Annotated in this window: 3 protein-coding genes; all 3 read right to left on the bottom strand. The window is 41.4% G+C overall.

Annotated elements, in window-relative coordinates:
• Window positions 1-1,848, bottom strand: a 1,848-nt coding sequence (locus ACEW8O_RS25125) for a two-component regulator propeller domain-containing protein (protein WP_373497383.1), incomplete at its 3' end; no start/stop codon positions are given.
• A 4-nt stretch (window positions 1,849-1,852) separates the two neighbouring features.
• Entirely contained in the window at window positions 1,853-4,216 is a 2,364-nt protein-coding gene (locus ACEW8O_RS25120) for a sensor histidine kinase (RefSeq protein WP_373497382.1), read from the bottom strand.
• Window positions 4,210-8,343, bottom strand: a 4,134-nt coding sequence (locus ACEW8O_RS25115) for a nuclear transport factor 2 family protein (protein WP_373497381.1), incomplete at its 5' end; no start/stop codon positions are given. The genes ACEW8O_RS25115 and ACEW8O_RS25120, both read right to left, overlap by 7 nt.

The raw sequence follows: 8,343 nt of genomic DNA, 5'->3' as shown, positions 1-8,343 counted from the left end.
GAGGGATTGGTTTTTCTCATCTGCAATGATGGACTGAATACTCATCGAAGGCAGCCCGTCGTCAATGGTATAGGTCTTGATTTTCCCTTCTTTCACATCATACCTGCTTAACCCTCCCTGCCAAGTACCCACCCACACCGTTCCAACCGAATCTTCATATAGGGCATTGACATCTTGGGTAACAAATACATCACTTTTAGACGGGTCGAGCCCAACTCGATTAATGCGATTGGATTTGTAATCATATAAAAACAAGCCATCATTTGTGATAATCCATAAACCATACTTATTGCTTTCATAGGCACGCGTGGCAGCCTTTAAGCTATTCTCATCTTCTGGTTCGATAATGATTGCGGTTTTTTGAAAATCAGAATCAAGGGAGTTTTTCCTATAAATTCCCTGGTTGGTAAATGCCCACTGATAGCCTTTGCTGTCATTTAGAAAGTAAAGTATGAAGGTGTTTGGCGAAATTCCAGGGAGGTTGATTCTTTTAAATTGGTTTTTGGGGTAGCTGAACTGAAAAAAACCATTGTTGGCACAAAAAAGAAATTCTCCGATAGATTGTTCGATAATACCAAAAATGGTATGTGTCCCCGGCAGGGATTTTTGGAAGGGAAGAGGGAAGACTTCATTTTTCTTTAAATCAACAATATTCACGCCTCCGCCTGAGGTTGTAACCAAGATATTCCCATCTTTAAGCTCAAGCATATTGTTAACCCATCCGCCCGTAATGGACTGTGGGTCATTGATTTTGTTGACAAAAGATTTGAAAATTGATCGTTCCTCATATTTGTACATTCCAGTGCTGTTGGTACCGATCCATACCGAACCGAAGGAATCCATAGCAAGGGTATTGACCGCCGAATATTGATAGTCCTTCATTGTCAGGTCATCAAATTCAGTTACTTCACTGGTCTTGGGGTCAAACTTGAATAAACCAGTGTTAGTGCCCAACCAGATGGCGCCATCTTCATCCATTGCCAAATTATTGAAGTAATAATCCTCCATAATTCCGATTGGTGCGATAATTTCCGTTTCATAGGTTTCGATATCAACATGAAATAATCGGGCAAAATTGGTAATCCCCCATACATACCCTGATGGATCACTAAAAAGTTGATCCTCATATTCATTCTGTAAAAATATACTCCCTGATAGCATGTTGGGAGTCACTTTGTAAATATTTCCTTCCTTATTTATTTTAAATATTCCGCTCCAACAACTTATCCAAACATTACCATTTTTGTCCGTAATTAAGCTTTTGATATTATCAATAACCACATCTTCAGGTGTGATAACTTTTTTTACTTTTTTATCTTTTTCATCAAAATATAATAAGGTGGATTTAAGACTTTCACTGTAAAGTGAAGTAACTCCAAAATATATTCTGCCGGATGAATCTTCGGTGATTGAAACAATGCCTATCTCACCATTTAATTCAGATTCCACCAAATCTGTAAATTCATAGTGTCTGAATGATTGAGTCACGGGGTTATATACATTCAATTTACCAGGCTGCGATCCTACCCAAATTTGACCCTTACTATCTTCAAACAATGTCCAAATAACATGACCCTTTATTGATCCTGGGTCATTGGGGTTTTGAAAAAACCGTTTGAAATTGTAGCCGTCATATCGTGATAAACCATTGATAGTTCCTATCCAGATGTATCCAAATTGATCAACAATAATTTTATTGACTTGGGTACCGGGCAAACCATCTTTCTCAGTGTACCAGGTTAGGTTATTGACGGAAAGCTGGGCATAGGCAGCTTGAGTACATGTTAGCACTAGGAAGATAAACCCTATGGAAATTCTATGCATTATTCCCTTAATTGTTGACTTCATTTTCCTATTTGATAAAAGGTAGCAGTATTTGAAAATCAGTTCCCTCACCCTCCTTTGTTTTTACCTTTATTTCGCCCCCATGCGCCTTCACAATATCATAGCTCAGACTCAAGCCTAGCCCAGTTCCCGAACCCGTCGGTTTGGTGGTGAAGAAAGGTTGGAATATCTTTTCTTTGATGTGTTCTGGGATACCGGAGCCGTTGTCTTGCACTGATAGCTCAATACCTTTTTCAGTTTTCATAGAACTTACAATCACCTCTGGTTTGTAGTCTTTAACTCCAGATTTAGCTTTTTCGTGAACTGCGTAAAAAGCATTATTCACCAAGTTCAAAATCACCCGTCCGATATCAGCCGCAGCTACATTGACTTTTGGTAGATCTGGATCGAGGTTCAGCGTGAACTCAGCGTTGAATGACTTGTTTTTAGCACGCAAACCATGATAGGAAAGTCGGACAAACTCATCGGCCAAGGTATTGAGATTGGTGGGAGATTTCTCTCCTTTATTGGCACGGCTATGCTCCAGCATACCTTTGACGATCGCATCTGCTCTCTTGCCGTGGAGCGTGATCTTGTCCAGATTCTGCTTAATATCCTGCAGAATTTCATTTTCTAACTTTTCCTCTGCTGTCAGTTCTGACCCTGAGCTTTGTCGAAGGCCTTGATTTTTGGTTCTTTCCTCTTGTATCTCATCAACCAACTCCGAACTCACCTCCGAAAAGTTATTCACAAAGTTTAGTGGATTCTGAATCTCATGTGCGATGCCTGCTGTGAGCTCTCCGAGGCTGGCCATTTTTTCGGATTGGATGAGTTGGGCTTGGGTGGCTTTCAACTCGGAAAGCGCTTGCTCTAATCGTTGCTTCTCCTCCAGCAATTCCTTTTCGTGCGTTTCTTTAGCTTGTAAATCAAGGAAACGTTTGTATGCCAGCTCGAAAACGGATGCGCAGCGTTTTTGGAGCATTCGTGTTTCTTCAGTCAGTTTTTCATAGGATACCATTAGCAATGCTCCGCCGGAGAAATCAGAGAAGTGGTAAAACTGCTTTTCCGGAGGAAGATCTCCCCAGTAGGCGGCGATCTTCGGTGCGTTACTTTTAATTTCGGTTAACCATTCTTCTAACTTCTTTCCCTTTACTTCAATGGTGTATTCGGTGACATCATCTATGTACAGTTCCAAAAACTCCTTTGCCAACGCAGAATTTTCAAGCCTAAAGGTGGCACTGCCTTCTATTATTTGGGCCCCTGCCCGAAAAGCATACCAAGAATCGAATGTTGGAGATCCTTCAGAATATAGATGAACCACCGATGCTTCCAAATCTTGATGACCTAATATTCCCATTTGATCCCGAAGCACTTTCACCACCTCTGTGAGTTCGGAGGAGGATTGCATGGCAAGTGCTCGCCCTCTGATCCGCTCCAGCGCAACCTCAACTTGTGCTTCTCGTGCCTGAGCTTCGGCCTTTTGGAGGTCAAGGAACCGGATATAGGTCTGTTCGAATACCCTTGAAAAACGTTTTAAGATGTCAATAGCCTCACTTGTAATAGTTTGGCCTGAATAACTGTCCACCCACAGTGCTGAGCGCTTTTCTGCAACTATCGATAGCGTGTATTCTGGTGCCTTCAATTGAAATTCCCTTACATCTTTGGGCATTGCAGTGATGTCGTTGTGCCTTCCTGCATATTGGAAAAACTTGTTTTTCTCTTCAAAGGAATAATGCCGATTGAAGAAACTTTTTCCCATTTCCTTTGCCTGCCAAACATCTTTGAGCATCTCACTTTCCAAATAATCTTTTTCCACAAATGGAAGGTATGCTAGGACAGGTGCTGAAAGTAGATCAGGTGCTGCCACCCATTGAACAATATCCTTTGAACCTTCAGCGTATAATCGAATGCCTGCAACATCAAATGTCAATCCCAGTTCTTTCAGCTTTTGAAATACGACCGACACTACATTCTTCAGCTCTTCAGCTTTGTGCATGGCAAGTGATGTCGAGCGGACTTTCTCCAATGCGGTCTCTATCTGCGCTTCTTTTGCCTGTGCTTCCGCTTTTTCAAGATCGAGAAAGCGGGTATAGGTCTGTTCAAAAACTTTTCCAAAACGTTTGAAAATATCCCATCCTTCCGGGCAAGCTTCATACGTTACAAACAATAAGCTTACCTGAGCACCAAATACAATATGGTTAAATTGGTGTGTAGGAAATTGAAAACCAGAGTCAAGGATTTTTTGAAATTGACCCTTATTAGCAAAACTATTTAGCAACTGATACATTTCTGCGATTTGCTCTCCTTCTACAAATGACACAAAAAAGTCATCTCCTCTTTGCTTCGCTTCTCTTATCAATACGAAGGCAGGGTGGCTGGTAAGATCTACCATGTAGGCTCCAGAAAATCGCCCGAGGGATCTGTGACATAGTCAATATATGCTGTATTATTTGCCTGCCATACATTAAAACCCGTTGTCCAGGCCTTAATACCTAATTCTTTCACCTGCTGAAATAATAGCATGGCAACATCCGTTAGTTCATTGCTTCGTTGCATAGCCATCGTACGACTTCTTACTCTTTCCAGCGCAACTTCAATTTGTGCTTCTCTTGCCTGGGCTTCGGCCTTTTGCAAGTCGAGAAAACGGACGTAAGCTTGTTCGAATACTTTTGAAAAGCGGACCAGGATTTGAAATTCATCATGTGTAATATCTTTACCCGACCAACTGTCAACAGCAAGTATTGCGTTTTTTTCCGCAGCCATGGATATCGACCAGTTTGGCAACTCAAGCTCTAATTTCTGGACAGGGGAAGGAATTATTTCAGCGTTGTATTTCTGCACATATCTAAAATAATCGTCCTTAATTTTTCCAGAAAAGGTTTTGTTGATTACATGTTCACCTTTATCTATTGCATTCCATAACGCATTCCAAACTGCATTATCTACCACCTCAAGATCATAAGGTAATTCGACTTTCAGGGGAACTGCTAATTGGTTTGTAGCGATCCAAAGGATAATATTCCTTTTTTCTGAATCAAAAATAAAAATCAAGGTGCCATCAAATTGAAATCCAAGTTCGGTCAACCGTTCCGAAACTGCCATGATGACTTTTTCCATTTCATCCGAACGGTGCATGGCGAGGGATGTGGAACGCACCTTCTCCAATGCCGCTTCAATCTGGGCTTCCCTTGCTTGTGCTTCTGCTTTTTGGAGGTCCAAAAACCTGATATAAGCCTGCTCGAAAACTTTTGCAGATCGTTTTAAAAGTTGAAAGTCTTCGTGGGTTGTTAAATGTCCCTGCCAGCTATCAAACCCCACAATTGAATTTTTTTCAGTAGCAAAACTTGTTATCCAACTTTCAGATTGAAGTTGAAAATCAGTGATTGACTCAGGAATAATTGATTTATTATGTTTTGCTTCATACCGGTAATAAACGTCCTTGTCTTTTTCTTTATATACCTTGTTTAGACCATGTTCCCCGCTTTCAATCGCATGCCACAAATCCGCTATTATTGGATTATCCTGAATTTCATCATCATAGGGCATATTCACTATAATGGGAGTTTCCAATAATATAGAAGCCACCCATGCCACAATATTTTTTTTTGGTTTGTCAAAAAGGTATATGAAAGCTGAATCAAATGGTACCCCAAGCTCTTTGAGCTTATCAAACAAAACTACCACAACTTTCTCAAGTTCATGGGATTGGTGAATGGCCAATGAAGTAGAGCGTACTTTCTCTAAAGCAGCTTCTATTTGCGCTTCCCTTGCCTGTACTTCAGCTTTTTCAAGATCGAGGAATCGAGTATATGCTTGGTCAAAGACTTTGGCAACCCTTTTCAGAACTAGAAATTCGTCCTCAGAATATTTCGATCCATCCCAACTGTCAGCAAATAAGGCAGCGTTTTTTTCCGGGAAAAAACAAACCGTATGGATCTCTCCAACCCGGATATATTCTCTTGCCCTCTCTTCAATGACAGTGGAATCGTTGTGGGCAAAAACATATTCAAACCATCGGTCCTTTTGTTGCCTTGTATAAACCTTGTTGAAGATGGTTTTACCTTTTTCCTTTGCAATCCACAAGTCTCGATGGCAGGTGTCCTCTTCCATCATTTTTTGATCAAAAGGTAACTGAACCTTTCGGGTCTCATCTTGTAGGTGGGTTCCAGGCCAAAAAATTGAATCCATGGTTTCAAAATCAAAAAGCTGAATAGCCAATGTACCGTGAATCACCTTCAATTCTTCCAGTTTTTCAATCATCGTGGCAATCACATCTTTCAGTTCACTTGAGCTTTGCATTTCTAGGGATCGGCTCCTGATCTTTTCCAAAGCCGCTTCTATCTGAGCTTCTCTTGCCTGGGCTTCAGCTTTTTGGAGATCAAGGAAGCGCGTGTAAGTCTGGTCGAACACTTTTGCAAAGCGGGAAAATATATGTGTTTCCACAAATGGCTTCGTTGTGATAAACAATAAATACCCATATTTAAATGGGACTGCATGGTTTTTTTGCCAGTCAGGAAGTGGAGTGCCACTGTCAATTAATTGTTGGATTCCCTGTTTAAACTCCGGAATCTCCATAAACAACTCATAATACTTTCTTATCCTTTCTCCTTCATAAACCTCCTCGTAAATTTCAGATTGGTTTTTCCAGGCTTCATACATGCGCTGTTCACCTGCTTCCAACGTATAGGGGACTGAAAATACCCCGATGCTTGTCCACTTCTGAACCATTATGTTTTCTTTTTCACAGATTGCAAAAGCTACCCCCTGTGATTCTGCCCCCAATTGCTTCAATTGACCAAACAATAACTCTGCAGTTTCAATAAGTTCGGAACTATTGTGCATGGCCATGGTTCTTGCCCGTACCCTTTCAAGTGCCAATTGTATCTGTGCCTCCCTAGCCTGAACTTCTGCTTTTTTGATATCGAGAAAGCGGGTATAGGCTTGGTCAAATACGTTGGAAAAACGCTTCAGTATTTCAAATTCGTTTGGAGTAAGCAGTTTACCGATGTTGGTGGCTACAGAGAGAGCAGAATGCCTTCCAAATGCAATCGAATAACCATATTCCCTGCTTTCAAGTAGCAGGTTTTTTATTTCCAAAGGCGTAGCATTAAAAGAAGGATTGTGTTCAAAGAGGAATTCGAAGTATTCCCGCTTTTCTTTATAGGGATAAATTTTTTGATATCCGATCGATCCATTTTCCCAACCTGAAATAATATCAGTGAGTAAAGTATGGTCAGAAAATTCAACCCTGAATTCAGGGAAAACATGGTCAGGATCAGCAATCCATTGGATATGGTCCTTTGACCCTTTCTCAAAAACCAAGATACTAACAGCGCCATCCCTTATAATAAAATCCAGTTCAAGTAAGGAATCAAACACCACCTTGACAATCTCCTTAAGCTCATTGCTTCTCTGAATTGACATGGCTTTGACTCGGGTTCTCTCCAAAGCTGCCTCAATCTTCGCTTCCCGGGTTTGTGCTTCGGCTTTCTGGAGATCGAGAAAGCGGGTGTAGCATTGTTCGAAGACTTTTGCGAATCTCTCCAAAATAGTTGCCTGATCATTGGATAGTGGGGTAGGCGACCAGGACAAAGCACCATACTTCATAAAGGCCATCGAAAATCGGACAGATTCCTGTTGCATCATCAATTGTTTGGATGGCCCAGGTGCGTGCACGAAATCCGTTTGAAAAAAATAGTAGGCATCATAGGACTTTTTTTCCTGACCTGAGATTTCAATTTCCGCATAGGGAGTCCCGTTTTTCCACTGTTCCAATTGTTGAAGGTGACCTAGATGGTCAAAAAATGGCACATGGTAGCGTTCGGGTAATAAGTAGCCATCACCAACACCCTCCATCCACCAATCCATGTCACCGGTGTTCGGATCCATGATGGTGATAGAAGCTACTCCCCATTGGAATCCGAGAGTTCTGAGTTGCTCGTAAAGATCACCTACCACTTTTTTCAAATCCCCGCTCTTTTGCATTGCCATTGCTGTAGAGCGTACCCTTTCCAATGCGACCTCTATTTCCAGTTCCCGGTTATTTCGCTTTAAGTCTACAGTCTGCTGATCGACAAGCTGCTGAAGCTTCTCTTTTTCCCGTTTCCACTCCTCCAGGTGCCAGGGGTCATTCTCGGTATCAACAGGACTGGAAGTATGCCAGTGGGTGAGTTTCCATTGATTGTCCAGATATTCCATCACACAGGTGGCCCTCATAAAAATGGTATGGACTGCTTCAGGAGAGGAAAGTATAAGGGTAATTTCTTCCACGATAAAAGCATTATTCCCATCTTTTGAAATTCGCATGGCAATTCGCTTGCGATCAAGCACTGACTCCATATCGCCCTTTTGTTCAAATTGCGATTTGAACAACGCGTCTATACCCTCAAAGGATAGTATTTTTTCATCTTTTGTTGTGCCAAAAACCATTGGATTGGGCCCAATGATATCAGACAAATCTTCGTAAGGGACTTTACAGCAGCCTACATTTAAGATCCGTTTGTAACTCTCTTCCAGGTT

Origin of the sequence: Aquiflexum sp. (assembly GCF_041749095.1) — a bacterium.
Taxonomy (GTDB): Bacteria; Bacteroidota; Bacteroidia; order Cytophagales; family Cyclobacteriaceae; genus Aquiflexum.
The sequence above is the reverse complement of the archived record's forward strand: the minus strand, read 5'-3'. Positions and strand labels throughout refer to the sequence as shown.

Excerpts from the sequence above, each read along its gene's own strand:
- ACEW8O_RS25120 (WP_373497382.1), bottom strand. The coding sequence starts at position 4,216 with ATGGTAGATCTTACCAGCCACCCTGCCTTCGTATTGATAAGAGAAGCG.